Origin of the sequence: Winogradskyella sp. (assembly GCF_965228925.1) — a bacterium.
In the GTDB taxonomy this organism is placed as follows: domain Bacteria; phylum Bacteroidota; class Bacteroidia; order Flavobacteriales; family Flavobacteriaceae; genus Winogradskyella.
Genome location: NZ_OZ245845.1, coordinates 2,866,973 through 2,884,221 on the forward strand (window position 1 = coordinate 2,866,973; position 17,249 = coordinate 2,884,221).

Consider the following 17,249-nt stretch of genomic DNA (forward strand, 5'->3'; position numbering starts at 1 on the left):
ATGTCTATTGTCGTGTTATGGTTTTTCATTTTCTAATAGTTGGTCCAAAGCTACTAAATCTGGCACTAATACCTGTCTTGCTTTACTACCTTCAAAAGGACCAACAATACCTGCGGCTTCCAACTGATCTATTAATCTTCCAGCTCTATTGTAGCCTAGTTTTAGTTTTCGTTGTAATAAAGAAGCCGATCCTTGTTGTGCCGTCACAATAATTTCTGCAGCTTCCCTAAACAATTTATCTCTATCTGAAATATCTATATCAAGATTTGTGCCACCTTCTTCGCCCATATACTCTGGTAATAAGTGTGCATCAGGATAGGCTTTTTGTGCACCTATATATGCTGTGATTTTTTCAACTTCGGGCGTGTCTACAAAGGCACATTGCAGGCGTATGAGATCATTGCCTTGGGTGTAGAGCATATCCCCACGACCAATCAGTTGATCCGCTCCAGAACCGTCCAAGATGGTACGCGAATCTATTTTACTGGTAACCCTAAATGCGATACGCGCCGGGAAATTTGCTTTAATTATACCTGTGATGACATTGACCGATGGACGTTGCGTTGCAATAATGAGATGGATCCCTATCGCTCGTGCTAATTGTGCCAATCTAGCAATGGGCGTTTCTACTTCTTTCCCCGCCGTCATAATGAGGTCTGCAAACTCATCAACCACTAAAATGATGTACGGTAAAAACCTATGACCATCATTTGGATTGAGTTTTCTGGCTTTAAACTTGGCGTTATACTCAGCGATATTTCTACAAAATGCATTTTTGAGCATATCATAGCGGTTATCCATTTCGATACAAAGCGAATTGAGAGTATTAATGACCTTCGTATTGTCTGTGATAATGGCGTCCTCGCTATCGGGAAGTTTCGCTAAATAGTGACGCTCGATCTTATTGTATAAGGTCAATTCGACCTTTTTTGGATCTACAAGAACAAATTTAACTTCAGCGGGATGTTTTTTATACAAAAGTGAGGTCAATACCGCATTTAAGCCCACAGACTTTCCTTGCCCTGTAGCACCAGCCATTAGCAGGTGAGGCATTTTGGCTAAGTCGACTACAAAGGTTTCGTTGCTTATGGTTTTACCAAAGGCAATCGGTAACTGCATTTTGGATTGCTGAAACTTTTGCGAGGCAATCACCGAACGCATAGATACAATGGTCGATTTTTTATTAGGAACTTCAATACCAATTGTGCCTTTGCCCGGAATGGGAGCAATAATTCTGATACCCAATGCCGAAAGTGATAAGGCAATGTCATCTTCTAGATTTTTGATTTTTGAAATTCTAATGCCTGCATCTGGTACAATTTCATAAAGCGTAACGGTTGGGCCAATGGTAGCCTTAATACTCGTAATGCCAATTTTGTAATTGTTTAGGGTTTCGACGATACGATTTTTGTTTTCCTCTAATTCTTCTTGATTTATTGAAATCCCTTCATTGTCGTACTTCTGCAACAAATCTAAATGGGGAAATTGGTAATTACTCAGTTCTAAGGTTGGATCGAACTGTCCAAAATCTTCAACGAGCTTGTCGGCCAAATTATCGGTTTCGGACTTTTCCTCTGCCATGGCTTTAACTTCAACTTTTAAGTCTGGTGTATCGACGGTTTTCTCTTTTGGTGTTTTATCAACCACGATATCTAGCTTTTCGGTGTTTTCTTTTGGCTTAGAATGGTTGCTTATGGTTGATGCTTTTTCGTCGAGCTCAATTTCAAATGACGATTTTATAGCTTCGGCTTCTTCGGTTAAGCTATTATCGATCACAACAGCTGTAGAGGTGTTTTCGGGATTTGAAGAGAAATCTTCTTTTAGGTCTTTCTTGGCGCGACTGAACATATGGACAAAGGTATCACCAGTAACCTTAAATCTTATGGCTAAATAGGCAATAAGACCAAAGAGTAGGAGTAGTGCTGTGCCTATTTTACCGATATAGTCCTGAAAGAAGTGATTCATTTCAAAGCCAATGGTACCACCCAGCATATCGTATTTGTGTGAAAAAAAACCGAAGAAAATGGAAAACCATATTACGATTAGGGTTCCCCATATCCAATGCTTCCTGAGCTTCGTTTTCTTGAGATTTAGGGTCACGTAAACCCCAGAAAGAAAAATCAATCCTGAAAAGATAAACGAAGGTATACCAAATCCTTTACTTATAAATAATTCACTTACCCATGCGCCTAATTGACTCGCCCAGTTTTTGTAAGTATCTGAACGCTCCGGAAAATTACTAAGCGCACTTTGGTCCTCCTTTCCTGTGAAAATGAAGGATAAAAACGAGATAAAAAGCAATACGCCAAGTATAATCAACAAGCTTCCGAATATGAGCTTCTGCTGATTGGATAATTTAAAGGAAGGCCTCTTGAGTTTTGCTTTTGGCTTCGCCTTAGCTGTGGTAGTTCGTTTCTTTCTGGTTGTTTTTTTTGCCATACGTTTCTTCCACTTTAAGTGAAAGTCTAGTTATAATTTATTGCTTTTTTAGAAATGCCATTAATATAATTTTCAATGATTCTAAGCTGGGCGGCCAATTCTGAACCTTTAAAGCCATTAATATCCTTTTCGCTAATATGAGCATTATAAAAGGCTAAATATTGACTTGCTAAAGGTAGATACGACCAATGCCACTTTTCTGGATGATATCCAGTTCTACCATTTACTTTATCCGTATAAACTTGATAAAAACCAAATCTATTGGCATGGCTTATTAACCATTGGTACTCCTTTAGACCTTTTCCGCTGTTAAAATACGAATTATTTAAACTATTCAAATCAATATCAGTTCCCCAGTGATGTCTAGACGTACCAGGCATTGAGCTGTATTCCAAAATTTTCAAAGCACGGTCTTCAGGATTAAGATGTTTATACCTCGTCCATTTACGTTCCCAAATCGCTTTTTGTTCTTTAAAATTTCGGGTTCCGGAAATTAATTTAAACACAATGTCATCTTGTTTTGCGGCCTCTAGCATTTGCAAAAAGGCTTGGTAAACCTCCCGATTTAAATATATGGTTTTTTGCGTATGTTCGGCATTTACCTTTACAAAGGACGAATCATTTTTGTAATCAAACCTCCCTAGAACAAGGGCATTTGTTATATTTAAGGTGTCTTTTTCAAGGGAGATAACGGTATCTTTGGAGACGCCGTTGGTCTCAATGACAACCGAATCTTTGGTATTGGTATAACAACTCATCATGACATGACCGAGAAAAAGAATAAGCACTAATTGCTTCATTTAAATGTACTATGAATTAAAAACAGACCAAGCTGCACTTCAGTAACGCTTGTAAGGACGGGTTTGGTATTTAAAAAATTTTGGGAAAATAAATTATACAACCAACGATTACTGCAACTACAGCGGCAATAAAAACGGCGCCTGCAGAAATGTCTTTGATCAATCCTATTTTTGGATGATGGTCGGGATGAATAAAGTCCGCCATATACTCAACAGCTGTATTAACGCCTTCAATACTCATCACTAGGCCTATCATAGCAATTTGTATCAACCATTCCGTTGTAGATATCTCAAAATAAAATCCAGCAATAGTCGCAGCAATGGCAATAACAACTTGTATTTTTATGCTAGACTCTGTTTTTATAAGAATAAGCATCCCCTTAAAGGCAAAACCTACACTCTTAAGTCTATTGATAATGAACGGTTCTTTTTTTTGCATAAAGAATTTATGCTAAGCTCTCAATCGCGGCCTCGTAGTTAGGTTCATCGGCAATTTCAGAAACTTGCTCGGTATGTAAAATAGTCCCATCAGTATCGATGACCACAATACATCGCGACAATAGCGTTTCGAAAGCACCAGTGGTGAAGGCCAGACCATAGTCCTTACCAAATAGTCCTGTTTTATAATCCGAAAGACTCTCCACATTTTCTATACCTTCGGCACCGCAAAAGCGCGCCATAGCAAAAGGAAGGTCTTTAGAAATGCACAATACTTTAGTGTTGCTCAACTGACTCGCTTTCTCATTAAATGTTCTTATGGATTGTGCGCAGGTCCCTGTATCGACACTAGGAAAAATATTTAAGACTAATCGTGTTTCTTTATAATCAGCATTCGTTTTATCTGTTAAATCAGTTGCCGTAAGTTTAAAATCCGGTGCTTTGCTACCTACAGCTGGTAACTGTCCTATGGTTTCTACTGGAGTACCTCCAAGGGTTACATTTGCCATTTTTTGATGTTTTAAGTTTTGTTAAAAATAAAAAAAGGGTTTGTGATAAGTGTAAAGAAAATGATAATGTTTTACAGCAGTATCAAATTAAAGATTAGGAACATCATGGAGCATTGTATAATGCTGCTTACCTCAATTCTGCACCAAGTTTCGATTCAAAATTCGCTTGTAACTTGGACATAATCTTGTCAATTTGTTTATCATTTAAGGTTTTATGTTCGTCCTGTAAGGTGAAGCTCACCGCATAACTCTTTTTACCCGCCGGTAAGTTCTTGCCCTCATAAACATCGAATAAATTGATGTTTTTTAGCAATTGCTTTTCGGTCTGTTTGGCAACGGTATGAATGTCTTCGAAGCTTACATGGTGGTCTAGTAACAGCGCAAAATCCCGTCTTACTTCAGGATATTTAGGAATCTCACTAAACTTAATTTTGTTATGCTGTGCCATATCCAACACATTATCCCAATTAAAATCAGCAAAGAGAACATTTTGGGATATCCCGAAGTGCTTTAATACCGATTTCTTAACCAATCCAAAATCAACCAGAGTTTTCTTTCCGAGCGAAAGACTCATACCTTCACTTAAAACCCCAGATGTTGTTGGAGCAGACTTTAAACGGTTTAGACCCAAGCGCTGTAGAATGGTTTCAACGATTCCTTTTAAATAGAAAAAGTCGCTAGGGTTTGTCATAGAATTCCAGCGTTCTTCGGCCTTGCTTCCAGATACCAATAGGGCCAAGTGTTTTTGCTCCTCGCGATGATCCGAATATTGATGATAGGTTTTACCAAATTCAAATAGCTTTAAATCATGGCGTTTCCTGTTGATGTTGTGCGACACTGCTTCCAAGCCAGAAAACAATAAGGACTGACGCATTACTTCCAAATCGTTGCTCAATGGATTTAATATTTGCACATTATGATCGGCCTTTAAATCCTCACTTAATGCTACATATTTAGGTGTGGTCAAAGAGTTGGCCATAATCTCATAGAATCCTTGAGCTGCTAACTGATGCCCAATAACATTCTGGAGTTTATAATCTTCAAATCGGTTGGAGTGTGATATAGAAGCATTTAACTTTTCGGTGGTGCCTATGTTATTGTAACCGTAGACCCTCAGGATTTCTTCAATGATATCGGCTTCGCGTTGTACATCATTTCTAAAGGCTGGTACGGTTAAGCCTAATCCAGTTTCCGTAACATTATTGACCTTAATTTCTAAGGATGTTAAAATACTTTTTATGGTCTCTCTTGGAATTTCCTCACCGATAAGTTTCTTGGCATTTTCAAAGCTGAGGCGTACTTCAAAATCCTTGATTTTATTCGGATAGGCATCTGAGATATCACTTGTAATTTCTCCGCCTGCAATTTCGGTAATCAATAGGGCAGCACGCTTTAGGGCATATTCGGTGATGTTTGGGTCAACACCTCTTTCAAATCGAAAGGACGCATCTGTATTAAGCCCATGGCGCTTAGCTGTTTTTCTAATGCTAACTGGATCGAAATAAGCACTTTCCAAGAAAATATTGACTGTATTTTCGGTGACCCCAGAATCAATACCTCCAAAAACACCAGCGATACACATGGGTTTTTCGGCATCACAAATCATTAAATCGTCCTTATGCAATTCTCTAACGGTTTCATCGAGTGTTGTAAACTTGGTACCCGCCTTACAGGTTTTGACTTCAACTTTATTGCCCGCGATTTTATGAGCATCAAAGGCATGTAAAGGTTGCCCTAGTTCGTGTAAGACATAATTGGTAATATCTACAATATTGTTAATAGGTGACAGGCCAATGGATTTCAGGCGATGCTGCAGCCAATTGGGTGATGTTGCCACTTTAACACCAGAAATGGTCACCCCACAATAACGGGGACACTTTTCTTTGTCCTTAACCTCCACATCAATCTTTAATGATCTTGCATCTACATGATAGGACATTACGGATGGTGTGATTAGCTCTAGAGCAATTTCCTTTTGTAAGAGGCCAGCTTTTAAATCGCGCGCCACACCATAATGACTCATAGCATCGGCACGGTTGGGTGTTAGGCCAATTTCGAATACATCGTCATTTTCTATATCGAAGATATCGGCAGCTGGTGTTCCCACTTTAAGTGTTTTGTCCAATACCATAATGCCGTCATGCGATTCACCGAGACCTAATTCGTCCTCGGCACAAATCATACCATGACTTTCTTCACCGCGAATTTTTCCCTTCTTAATCTTCCAAGCCTCACCTTCAGCAGTATATAATGTGGTTCCTATGGTCGCCACAGGTACTTTTTGACCAGCTGCCACATTAGGCGCTCCACAAACAATTTGCACAGGTTCCTTTTCCCCAATATTTACTGTGGTCACTTTGAGACGGTCGGCATTGGGGTGTTGCTCACAGGTTAAGACCTCACCAACAACTATACCTTCTAATCCACCCTTCACAGATTCGTAGCGTTCTATACCCTCTATTTCTAAGCCAAGATCAGTGAGTAACTCACCTGTTTTCTCGGCATCCCAATCTATCTTTATAAACTGCTTAAGCCAGTTGTATGATATCTTCATTATTAGATTTTAATTAAGCCCCAAAGATAGAGTTTTGCATCAAAGTAGACAACGACCTAAGCGAAACATATTTAACAGGAAAACAAATACTAATTAACAATTGTTAACAAATAAATTAGGTTTATATTATTGGAAAACAGATATTTGTCTCAAGTGTGTTGTTAAGTTTTATCACAAAATCAATTTCATAAATTTTAATTGTAGTTATATGATTTAGTACCATACTTTGTTTTTAACCAAATCTTTTACATTATGAAACAAAACCTACTAATGTTGCTCATTATATTAATGAGTGGAGCTTTGTATGCTCAAATTCCAACCTATTACAATGATGTTAATCTCAATCTTACCGGACAAGATTTAAAAGACGAACTAGCCGTAAAAATTATTGGTACACATACCAATTTTTTAAGTTATACTCCTGAAGTATGGGAGGCTTTACAACAAGCGGATTTAGATCCTAACAACGCTAACGATGTGCTTCTCATTTATGGTTATGATGATAATGATGGTGAATTTAAGACGGATAGAACACGAGGTAAATTTGAAAATGGCGGAAGTGTCGGGGAATGGAACAGAGAACATACCTATCCCAAGTCCCTTGGAAATCCTAATCTTGGAACCTCTGGTCCTGGAAGTGATGCACATCATTTAAGAGCTTGCGACGGTCAAATGAATTCCACTCGAAATAATAGAATGTACGCCAATGGGAATGGAAATGCCGGCATTACTGCACAAGGACATTTTTACCCTGGCGATGAGTGGAAGGGAGATGTGGCGAGAATGATGATGTACATGTATTTGCGCTATGACACGCGATGTTTACCGAATAATGTTGGTGTTGGGAATCCTACTCCAGGTGATGCGAATATGATTGATTTGTTTTTACAATGGAATGTTGAGGACCCTGTTAATGGTTTTGAAGATAATAGGAATGATGTGTTAGCTGGAATCCAAGGTAATAGAAATCCATTTATCGATAATCCGGCATTAGCGACTCAAATTTGGGGAGGACCTCAAGCCGAAGATCGTTTTGGTATGGGAGTTTCCGATACTGAAGCACCTTCTATACCTACTGGCTTAGTCGCAGCGAATACTACCTCTGATGGCACTATGTTGTCATGGACCGCTTCTACGGATAATATTGGCGTAACTGCTTATGATGTATATCAAAATGCTACAGTCATAGCAACGGTTTCTAATGTATCTTACAATGTTTCAGGATTGGCAGCAGATACGGCCTATGATTTTACCGTGACTGCCAAAGATGCTGCAGGGAATGTCTCTGCAAATAGTACTGTAGCGAGCATTGTTACCTTACCTTCGGGACCGGGAGGTAATGCTTCAGAATTATTTATCTCGGAATATATAGAAGGGTCTTCAAATAATAAAGCTTTAGAAATCGCCAACTTTACAGGGTCGACGGTTGATTTGTCTAACTATGCTTTAAAGAAAGCGACTAATGGGAGCGGATCCTTTTCAAGCAATTATAGTCTAAGTGGGCAATTAGCCCATGGTGACGTTTTTGTGTTGGCAAATAGCAGTGCCAATGGGACTATTTTAAGCCAGGCCGATGCGACCAATGCTGGAGTCATGACCTTTAATGGAAATGATGCTGTCGGTTTATTTAAAAATGATGTGCTTATAGACCTATTAGGAAATCCCAATAGCAGCTCTAATTTTGCTAAAGACGTCACACTTCGTAGAAAGTCAACGATCCTAAATCCTAATGTATTATACACAGTATCTGAGTGGGATAGCTATCCACAGAATACCTTTGATGATTTAGGAACCCATACTATAGATGGTGGAACTCCTCCGGTTGATACCGTCGCACCAAGTGTGCCAACTAATGTCGTAGCTTCAAATGTTACGGAGACCTCTGTTAGTTTATCATGGACAGCATCTACGGATAATGTTGATGTCACAGGTTATGACGTCTATCAAGATGGCAGTTTATTAGCGTCAGTAAGCACAACAAATTACGATGTCACAGGTTTAGCGCCATCGACAACTTATAGTTTTACGGTAAGAGCAAAGGATGCTGCAGGTAATGTCTCAGATTCTAGTGCTTCGGAAAGCATAACCACTGCTACTCTAGCAGACACTATAGCACCGAGCGTACCAACCAATTTAGTAGCTTCAAATGTTACGGAGACCTCCGCTAGTTTATCATGGACAGCATCTACGGACAATGTTGGTGTAACAGGTTATGATATTTACCAAGATGGTAGTTTATTGGCATCAGTAAGCACAACAAATTACGATGTCACAGGATTAATGGCGAGTACAACCTATAGTTTTACCGTGAGGGCTAAAGATGCAGAAAATAATGTATCTGCATTTAGTACTGCTGCAAGTATTACAACCGATGCTATCGTGCTCACGTATTGCAATTCTCAAGGTAACAATACTAACTACGAATACATTGATTATGTTGCTTTAGGGGGTATTGCAAATGCTACAGGAGCCAATGGTGGTTATGCTGACTTTACCAGCCAAATAGGAACCATATCTTATGGAACCAACACGATTGTGCTGAGCATTGGTTTCCCAGGATCATCGTATACCGAAAATTGGAAAGTCTGGATTGACTTTAATCAAAATGGCACTTTTGAAAGTTCAGAAGAAGTCGTTAGCGGTTCTACGTCGAGTTCTGGTAACTTATCTTACAACTTCGATGTGCCTACATCTGCACTCTCTGGGGCGACCAGGATGCGTGTGTCTATGAAATGGAATGGTGCGCCGACAGCTTGTGAAGCCTTCTCTTACGGCGAAGTAGAAGATTATACGGTTACTATTGGAACAGCTTCTCGTCATCTAAGTATTACTGATGTACGTATTGATGGGGAACTTACTGAAGAAGATAAGGTATTCGATGCAGCTATACACCATGCTTACAATGCTTTAAAAGTAGTTATGAAAGACGACAGATTGGTAAGTTTTACGCTAACTAACATGCAAGGACAAATCATTGAGAACGGTGAGTTCAAAGAACAGCTTAAGCTTTCGAATATAGCTTCGGGTGTTTATGTGATAAATATATCGGATGGAAGACGGACTATTTTTAAGAAGTTTATAAGGCCATAAGTACTTTGTAAATCCCGATAAAAGCTCAACGTAAAGTTGGGCTTTTTTTTGTAAGTTATTTGTTGTTATTTCGAACTCTATATAAACCCTTATTATAATGCGATTTATTCTTTTTTACTTAGTTCTAATCTTAATGATTACATCTTGTGATATTGACGTGAAGAATAAGTTTTTGGAACAAGGAACTTATAAAGCATGGTTATCTATTCAAGATAATCAAGAAATTCCATTCATTTTTGAAGTAGAATCGAAAGACAAATTAAAAATATATAATGCAGAAGAAGTCATTGAGGTAGACGAAATTGAATATCGAAACGATTCCGTTTTTATCACTACACCAGTGTTTGAGGGTTATATCGCTGCTAAAATTAGTAATGAAGAAAGCTTGAATGGATTTTTTATTAAAGAAAGTTTAGACAGAATAGTGCCCTTTAGAGCTGAAGGGCATGATAATCAGAGATTTCAAATTGATTCTAAACCAACTCAAGATGTTTCGGGTATTTGGGAAACCGTATTTAGTCAAGGCATTGAAGGCGATGAATATATCGCCAAGGGCATTTTTAAGCAGGAAGGACAAAAGGTCACAGGAACTTTTAGAACCACAACTGGTGATTACCGTTATCTTGAAGGTGTTATGGACGGTAATACTATGAAGCTCTCCACCTTTGATGGGGCCCATGCCTTTTTATTTATGGCTCAAGTGACCGATTCTACTATGGAAGGCACTTTTTATTCTGGGAACCATTGGAAAGAACCTTTTGTCGCCAAGCGTAATGCCACGTATGAATTGCCTAGTGCCAATGAGTTAACGTTTTTAAAGGAAGGTTATGACACTATCGATTTTACGTTTCCTAATACGGCTAATGAACCCATAAGTTTGAAGGACGAGCGATTTAAAGACAAAGTGGTTATTGTTCAGATTATGGGGACTTGGTGTCCAAATTGCTTGGATGAGAGTAAATATTATGCCGACTTTTACAAGAAAAACAAGGATAAAGACCTTGAATTTATTGCCCTAGCCTTTGAATATGCCAAGGATCAAACCACAGCGTTTAGCCGTATTGAACGCCTGCAATCCAAAGTAGGTATCGAATACCCCATACTTTTGGCGCAATATGGCACCTCTAGCAAAACTAAAGCCCAAGAAAAATTACCGATGCTCAACCATGTGCTGTCCTATCCAACCTCAATTTTTATAGATAAACAGGGAAAGGTGCGCAAAATACATACGGGCTTTAACGGCCCGGCCACTGGTGAAAAATACACTGCTTTTAAAACAGAGTTTGAAAACTTTGTGGCTGAATTGTTAAACGAATAGCAAGAGGTGAATTTTAATCCTATTAGTATTGCTTCAATTGCCTCAAAAAACGGGATTCTTTTATAATACTATGTATAATTATGGCAATGACTACTATGAGCGAGGCCACACCAGAAATGACAATATAATCGTAAAACCCTTCGGAAAATGTTTTCTTGAAATACGGTAATAGCAAATAAAAGCCGTAAATATAGAGTGAAATACAAATTGGTGTAATCAGGTAATTAATAATTAAGCGTAACCTGTAGTGTTTCTTAAGGTAATTTTTGTAGGATTGGTTGTCCAAAGCAAGGAGCCGGCTTTGCTTGCGGTGTATGGTTCCAAATTCCAACAATACTCTAAAGGTTAAACTCCCAATCATTAACAATAAACCCAATGTGAAATTATTCCACCGACTAGGGGCTACATAAATGGTGTATGCTATGAGTATGATTACGGTCAGACTCATTATAAAACTGGAGGCTTGCTGTCTTTTTCGCTGCTTTTTAGCTTTGGCAATAATGTCTTGAGGATTTTTGATTGTGGTGTCTCCCTGTGTGTTCCAGAGCTTATCTAATATATCATGTTCCATTTGTAATGCATTTTAATAGTGATTTTCTGATGCGACTTAATCGTGTTCTTAGTGTGCCGTGTTTCAATCCAACAGTATCGGCTATAGTCGCTTGCGGTAAATTTTCTAACTCTAATAGTATGAGCGCCTTATTTTGTTGGGACAATTGTTCTATACAGCGATACATTTTTCTGATATGCAATGCATTGTCATTGTTATCCTCTTCTGTACTTGTGTTTCCTAAAAATGTATCGCTAATAGGGATATTTTTTTTGATTTTACGCAAATCTCCCAAGCAGGTGTTTACGGCTATTCTATAAATCCAGGTATCAATGGACGATTTGCCCTTAAACGAATGCCGATGATTCCAAACTTTTATAAAGGTCTCTTGTTGCCATTCCTTGGCCATCTCAACATTGCCTGAAGCGTAACCCAAACAAAGTCTATAGACTTTTGATGCGCGGGTATTATAGATTTCAGTAAAGTCTTCTTCTATATTCATTCTTGGGGTGACAACAACTTTTGAATTTCGTCGATAAACCAATCTGGCCTATCTAGCATTATAAAATGTGCGGCTTCTTCGGCTAAGATAAAGTTGTAATTTTTTAGATTGGCATATTGCTCCTTATACGTTTTGGTCACCATGTCTTTTCCATAGGGTTGGGTAGCCGCTATAATTGTAGTGGGTACCGAAATTTTATTTAAATCTTCTCTGAGGTCTAATTTAAGATAATCGGTGTAGCCATAGACATAGGTTTTGCGGTCGGCCATTATAATCCATTTTTTAATAGTGTCTTGTGCTGTTTTTTTAAGGCTCATGCCTTGTGACATCATAGCTGCCATTTGCTCAAACTGCTTATCATCCATAGCGAGTTGTTGCTTATTATATGGACTGTCGTAGGCCAGGTTGTCAGGGTTAAAATTGGGAATCATTAAAGCACCCGCTGCTGGTAAGGCGTCTACTAAAATGAGTTTTGAGACTGCTGCATTGTCTTGACTTGCTAACCATGTAGCAATGGTGCCTCCCAGACTATGTCCGATGATTGCCACATTCTGTAAATTGTTTTCAGCGATATAGGCTTTCAGTGACCTATTGATTTTAGGTAACCAAGGAAAGGCAATAGGGGCTTTGCCACCAAAACCTGCTAGAGTCACAATATGACACTCGTAATTTTTTTCTAGTTCCTCAACCAAGGGATTCCAAATCTCTCCTGGAACGGTAAATCCTGGGATAAGTATAATAGGGTTTCCTTCACCTACGACTTTGACATGTATGGGTTTGACAGTTTGGTCGACTTGAGTATGAATAGCGAAAGACAAAAAGGTGGTGACGACTAATAAGACTATTTTTTTCATGATTTCTAAACTTTAATTTTCCTTTAGATGCAGAACTTGGAAAATGTTACATGTCACGATCAAAAGATTTTAATTCTTAACGATCATGTTTAGAAACCATGTATAGACTAATCACTTCCGTTTAGATTGTAAATGGACATTATGGCACCATTATCGCATATTTCTGATTTAATCAAAGACAAACTTTTTAGGCTTAAATCTTTCGCAAAAAGTCGCTTTCCAGAACCTACAATCACCGGAAAGGTCCAAAGACGTAATTGGTCAATAAGATTGTACTGTAGTAATTCTTGAATGAGTTCCCAACTTCCGTGAACTTGCAATAAAGGTCCTTCTTTATTTTTTAGTTTTTGTATTTCTGATATAACATCACCTTTAATGTTAACTGAATTTTCCCAGTTTATTGGACTTTCATTAGAGGCTACCACATATTTTATAGCCTTATTTAATCGTTGTGCAACGGGGTTATTTTTATCTGCATTGGGGAAATGCGATGCAAAAATTTCATAGGTTTTTCGACCTAGAAGAAGGTCGTATGGTTCAGCCATGGCTTCTCGCATCACTTGTTCCATTACTTGGTTCCAATAGGGTTTTGCCCAGCCACCTTTTGTAAATTCATCAGAAGTATCTTCGCTTGGGTCACTTGGAGCTTGCATTACGCCGTCGAGCGATTGAAAAGTTAATATTGCTAAATCTCTCATAAGGTGTGTTTATATGGTTGTATATTGTTTAAGTCTTTAATGTTTCTTTCGAATATAATAATTGTTTTATACTTGCTAGATGTGCATATAATACCATAGGCACAATAACTGTTGGTAACCATACAAAGGGGAAGTAGGTGACTCCGATATTGGGTTGATCAAAAGCGAAGACTTGAAAAGGGGTTTGTGCACTTAGCACTGCGATGGTTAAGATGTTTAAGAGTAGCCCCAAGCAGATAAAATTCCATGCCAGAAGCCCGCGTTTCCCTAGTCGCTTTTTTACAAAAACCAAATAATAGATTACTGGGGCTGTAAGTCCAGAAAGAATATCGTAATTGTAACCTTCAAAAGTCATTACATCAGGGATTAAACCTTCGATAAAAGCAAAAAACAGGACAATTTCGACTGGGATCCTAATAATATGCAGTAGGGTCAACCATTTTAAATCCAATTGATTGGTAAAGGTTTTACCTTTTTTACTTGTTAAAAGCATAATGACGAATAGTATTCCTGGGACCAATAAGAAAATAAATCGTGGCGGTATGGCATCTCTGACCCTGAAAAAACCATAAACCCCAAGAAGCCCAACAATGGCCATCCAAATCAGAATACCAAAAATTGAAAGTTTACTGTTTCCGACTTTATAAAAGAGCCATAGGGCTAAAACTGTAGTGATTAAGAATAGGCTAATTGTAAATAGTGATGCCTCTGCCATTGGTCTTGGATTTTTAACAAAGGTCTCGTAGTTATTTTTAATTCTACTTGACAAAAGGCAAGAAATGCTTGTTTTACATTTTTTTTCGCAATCGGCTTAGCGTGCTATCGGTAACTCCCAAATAAGATGCAATATATTTTAACGGAGAATACTGAAAGATTTGTGGTTGAGAGGCCATTAAGTTCTGATAGCGTTGGATGGCTGTTTTATTAATGAGGCCAAAATTCCGTTTTTGGGACGTACTAAATTTTTTTACGAGAAGCGCTCGGCCAAAATCGCGAAATGCCGGTTTATTGTGGAACAGCGTGTTGAGTTCATCATAGGTCACGGTATACCCATAACAATCCGTTATGGCCTGAATGTTCGCTTCGGATCGAACCCGGTTAAAGAAAGAATTGACTTCAAATACGATGCTGTTATCGGTAAAAAAATCAATGGTGATTTCGTTGCCTTTCAAATCATACAAGAAGGTGCGCATGACCCCTTTTTCTAAATAGAGATAAGCATCGCTGAATTCCTGTTCTTGTAATAGAAATTCCTTTTCCTTCAATGCAATAGGTTTAAAGCGTTTTACGATGTCTTGCGCATCTTGTTTTGAAATGTCAACGACATTGAGAATAAAATTGATAAGCGATTCCTTATTGTGCATAGGCTACTGCTTTGATACGTATTTTTTTAGCTCTGGTGAGTTCGGGTAATAGGCCATTGCCAAATGCAATACGTCTTTTAGTTCCTTTTTTCGACCTTGCCGTTCTAAACGCCTTAAAGTACCAGATAAGGTTTGTGAGGCATAGAACGCATCTTCGAGTGGGAGAATTTCAAAACCATATGCTTTGGAAAGTTCATCATAGAATGTCTTAATTTCGACCGCTGGTTGCTCTGAATTCCAGAAATTCCTGTAGGGAATATTCCATTTTTCAAACGGATAAATGGTTTCTAGACCATGTTCTATTCCAGAAATTGACATCCCATAATGATTTTCCTTTTTAAGGATTTCAATCTTATAATTAATGTTTGGATTAGCGGTGTGTTTTAGCTCCTGGTTCAATTCGGTATATGCCAGAGTTTCATCTTCTGGTCTTCGTTTTAGGTCATCACTGGCCTTACCAATGTAGATGGCACTTTTAGTGCGTTGTTTATCTTGAATAGCTTTCAGAACACGTTCTTTGACAGTTGCTCCAGAACTTGTTTTCACAGCGAGTTCCGAGGCCAAAACGATATAAGCGTCAAATGTATTGGGCGAATTCCAGAACGCTTCTAGAACAGGTCCAAATGTAGGGGACATACCTATGATGGTTTCATGATTATTCACTCTATAGTTTTCTTTTAAATAAGGAAGCAATTCATCCTTTAAAAATGTCAAATAGCTAGGCATGGCCTTACCATCGGCATTACCAAAAAAGGTACTACCGTCTTCATAGCGCAATTCCATGGCCATATCATAGCGTTTGCCCTTGGTATTCGGGATACCAACAACAATACTCTCTGGCATCTCGTTCCTAGATGCTTTTATGTTTACAATAGAAGTTGTGATATTGAATAAATATTCAGCATCTAATACTATGATAACAGGGTAGGAGTGGGTGTTCCGTTCATAATTTGTTGGTAAGGACAGGAAGATGGGCCGGTCCTCATTTAAGGATGACGAAAACAAACTCGAACGTTCGCCAATAGTAATATGGTTTTTAGCATTATCACTGATCTTGATATTCTGCTTTGAATCTGGTGATTGACAAGTAACAAACACTAAACAGATAAAACATATGAAAAGTCGTGTCATTTTATTAGAGTCGGATTTATAGATTTATGCGTTTATACTACCGATTTTTAGATAAAAAAGATATAAAGTTTTATGGGTTTTTGGTATTATTTATGGCGTCCTTAAGAAACATGTCAAGTCTGTCGAAGGCAGATCCCCATCCATTATAGAAGCCCATTTCTTCTTGCTGCTTGCGATATTCTGGTGTGGCATGAATGACCTTAAACGTAAATTTTGTTTGGCCCTTATCGGCTTCAAAGTGTATTTGTATTTCTACATTTTGGGTCATGGGTTTAAAGTCGGCCTGCGTTACAATTTTTTCATGAATTAAAATCTCAGTGTATTTGCCTTCTGATATAAATTCATTACCATCGGGCATAAGCATGCTATATTTCCATGTCCCACCGACTTCAAAATTGTGCTCAATGACGTTAATGGCCATACCCTTGGGGGCCCACCATTTTACTATGTGCTCTGATTGTGTCCAAGCATCCCATACCAGTTTTAGAGGTGCATTAAATGTTTTTTCGATGGTTGCTGTTCTGTTTGCTAAATCACTCATTTTTATGCTGTTTTGTTTGTAATTGATTAATGTAGTTTTCAAAGGCGTCTATACGGTCTTCCCATAACTTATTGTACTGTTTTATCCATAGAAAAGCTGGAATTAATTTTTGCGGTTGGATTAAGCATAGACGTTCTCTTCCAACTTGGTTAAAACTAATGATCCCGCACTCATTTAATATCTTAAGGTGTTTGGAAATAGCAGGTCTGCTGATTTCAAATTGTTCTGCTACCTGATTAACAGTCAAGGATTCAGATGCCAGTAATTCGATAATAGCCCTTCTAACTGGATCTGCAATGGCTTGAAACACATCTCTTCTCATTATATATGTAACTGTTTGGTTACAAATATACATGTAATCATTCGGTTACGCAAATTTATTCTAAGAAAACGTTATCGTAAAAACTTCAGGTCATTTAAAGGGAATACTGAGCAATTAAATATCTTCGCATTTGAAACGA

The 17,249-nt window shown here is 38.2% G+C and carries 16 protein-coding genes; 2 read left to right on the top strand and 14 right to left on the bottom strand.

The window, feature by feature from the left end:
* Positions 1 to 15 precede the first annotated feature (15 nt).
* From ACO052_RS11785 to pheT, 5 genes are all read right to left on the bottom strand, one after another.
* Positions 16 to 2,439 (bottom strand): DNA translocase FtsK, encoded by a 2,424-nt coding sequence (locus tag ACO052_RS11785; protein WP_422103962.1) that lies wholly within the window; start codon positions 2,437 to 2,439, stop codon positions 16 to 18.
* 26 nt (positions 2,440 to 2,465) lie between these two features.
* Positions 2,466 to 3,239 (bottom strand): M15 family metallopeptidase, encoded by a 774-nt coding sequence (locus ACO052_RS11790; RefSeq protein ID WP_422103963.1) that lies wholly within the window; start codon positions 3,237 to 3,239, stop codon positions 2,466 to 2,468.
* A gap of 70 nt (positions 3,240 to 3,309) precedes the next feature.
* Entirely contained in the window at positions 3,310 to 3,678 is a 369-nt protein-coding gene (locus ACO052_RS11795; protein ID WP_422103964.1) for a diacylglycerol kinase family protein, read from the bottom strand.
* A gap of 7 nt (positions 3,679 to 3,685) precedes the next feature.
* Positions 3,686 to 4,186, bottom strand: coding sequence for a thiol peroxidase (gene tpx, locus ACO052_RS11800; protein ID WP_422103965.1), 501 nt, complete (start codon positions 4,184 to 4,186; stop codon positions 3,686 to 3,688).
* 127 nt (positions 4,187 to 4,313) lie between these two features.
* A complete protein-coding gene (gene pheT / locus ACO052_RS11805) occupies positions 4,314 to 6,740 on the bottom strand; it encodes a phenylalanine--tRNA ligase subunit beta (RefSeq protein WP_422103966.1) in 2,427 nt (808 codons plus the stop codon).
* A 252-nt stretch (positions 6,741 to 6,992) separates the two neighbouring features.
* On the opposite strand from pheT, the gene ACO052_RS11810 reads away from it, so the two are divergent.
* Together ACO052_RS11810 and ACO052_RS11815 are read left to right on the top strand one after the other, a co-directional pair.
* Positions 6,993 to 9,830: an endonuclease gene (locus ACO052_RS11810; RefSeq protein ID WP_422103967.1), complete on the top strand. Its 2,838-nt coding sequence runs from the start codon at positions 6,993 to 6,995 to the stop codon at positions 9,828 to 9,830.
* A 133-nt stretch (positions 9,831 to 9,963) separates the two neighbouring features.
* Positions 9,964 to 11,148 carry a peroxiredoxin family protein gene (locus ACO052_RS11815; RefSeq protein ID WP_422103968.1) on the top strand — a complete coding sequence of 395 codons (1,185 nt, stop codon included), beginning with the start codon at positions 9,964 to 9,966 and terminating at the stop codon, positions 11,146 to 11,148.
* 22 nt (positions 11,149 to 11,170) lie between these two features.
* Here the strand turns inward: ACO052_RS11815 and ACO052_RS11820 are convergent, their stop codons facing one another.
* The 9 genes from ACO052_RS11820 to ACO052_RS11860 all read right to left on the bottom strand — a co-directional run bounded on the left by ACO052_RS11820 (position 11,171) and on the right by ACO052_RS11860 (position 17,110).
* On the bottom strand, positions 11,171 to 11,719 hold the full coding sequence (locus tag ACO052_RS11820) for a hypothetical protein (RefSeq protein ID WP_422103969.1): 549 nt from the start codon (positions 11,717 to 11,719) through the stop codon (positions 11,171 to 11,173).
* Positions 11,709 to 12,200, bottom strand: coding sequence for an RNA polymerase sigma factor (locus ACO052_RS11825; RefSeq protein ID WP_422103970.1), 492 nt, complete (start codon positions 12,198 to 12,200; stop codon positions 11,709 to 11,711). Before ACO052_RS11825 ends, ACO052_RS11820 begins: the two co-directional genes overlap by 11 nt.
* Complete coding sequence (locus ACO052_RS11830) at positions 12,197 to 13,054, bottom strand: alpha/beta fold hydrolase (RefSeq protein WP_422103971.1); 858 nt, start codon at positions 13,052 to 13,054, stop codon at positions 12,197 to 12,199. The genes ACO052_RS11825 and ACO052_RS11830 overlap by 4 nt, the downstream gene beginning before the upstream one ends.
* Before the next feature lie 107 nt (positions 13,055 to 13,161).
* Positions 13,162 to 13,752, bottom strand: a complete 591-nt coding sequence (locus tag ACO052_RS11835; protein WP_422103972.1) for a dihydrofolate reductase family protein — start codon at positions 13,750 to 13,752, stop codon at positions 13,162 to 13,164.
* A 28-nt stretch (positions 13,753 to 13,780) separates the two neighbouring features.
* Positions 13,781 to 14,467: a hypothetical protein gene (locus ACO052_RS11840; protein WP_422103973.1), complete on the bottom strand. Its 687-nt coding sequence runs from the start codon at positions 14,465 to 14,467 to the stop codon at positions 13,781 to 13,783.
* A 73-nt stretch (positions 14,468 to 14,540) separates the two neighbouring features.
* Positions 14,541 to 15,116 carry a Crp/Fnr family transcriptional regulator gene (locus tag ACO052_RS11845; protein WP_422103974.1) on the bottom strand — a complete coding sequence of 192 codons (576 nt, stop codon included), beginning with the start codon at positions 15,114 to 15,116 and terminating at the stop codon, positions 14,541 to 14,543.
* A 3-nt stretch (positions 15,117 to 15,119) separates the two neighbouring features.
* Positions 15,120 to 16,247: an alpha/beta hydrolase gene (locus tag ACO052_RS11850; protein WP_422103975.1), complete on the bottom strand. Its 1,128-nt coding sequence runs from the start codon at positions 16,245 to 16,247 to the stop codon at positions 15,120 to 15,122.
* 70 nt (positions 16,248 to 16,317) lie between these two features.
* On the bottom strand, positions 16,318 to 16,788 hold the full coding sequence (locus ACO052_RS11855) for an SRPBCC family protein (RefSeq protein ID WP_422103976.1): 471 nt from the start codon (positions 16,786 to 16,788) through the stop codon (positions 16,318 to 16,320).
* Positions 16,781 to 17,110 carry an ArsR/SmtB family transcription factor gene (locus ACO052_RS11860; protein WP_422103977.1) on the bottom strand — a complete coding sequence of 110 codons (330 nt, stop codon included), beginning with the start codon at positions 17,108 to 17,110 and terminating at the stop codon, positions 16,781 to 16,783. The genes ACO052_RS11855 and ACO052_RS11860 overlap by 8 nt, the downstream gene beginning before the upstream one ends.
* Positions 17,111 to 17,249 lie beyond the last annotated feature (139 nt).